Below are 254 nucleotides of genomic sequence, written 5' to 3'. Positions count from 1 at the left end.
GCCGCACACGGCTAGGGCATCGCTGACCACCTGCCGGCCACCCAGGGTGTACAACGGCTTGTCCCAGACTTGATAGAACACCCGCAGCGGCTGCTCACGCCGATACTGCTGACGCAGGTGCCGCAGCCTGTCGCGCAAGGTTTGCGCATAATGCCGGCCCTGCTGGTCACGGCCGACGCGCTGGGCGATGGCTTCGATCTGATCGATCAATTGGTCAATGCTATGGGGCTCGGCGCTGAACGCGGCGATGCCCA

At 64.6% G+C, this 254-nt stretch carries 1 pseudogene; it reads right to left on the bottom strand.

Annotated elements, in window-relative coordinates:
• Window positions 1-254, bottom strand: a pseudogene (locus SB725_RS32555) (cobalamin-binding protein); the annotation flags it as partial.

The sequence above is a fragment of the Pseudomonas sp. SIMBA_041 genome (assembly GCF_046535095.1).
GTDB lineage: Bacteria > Pseudomonadota > Gammaproteobacteria > Pseudomonadales > Pseudomonadaceae > Aquipseudomonas > Aquipseudomonas mucoides.
This window is presented reverse-complemented; position numbering and strand designations above follow the sequence as displayed.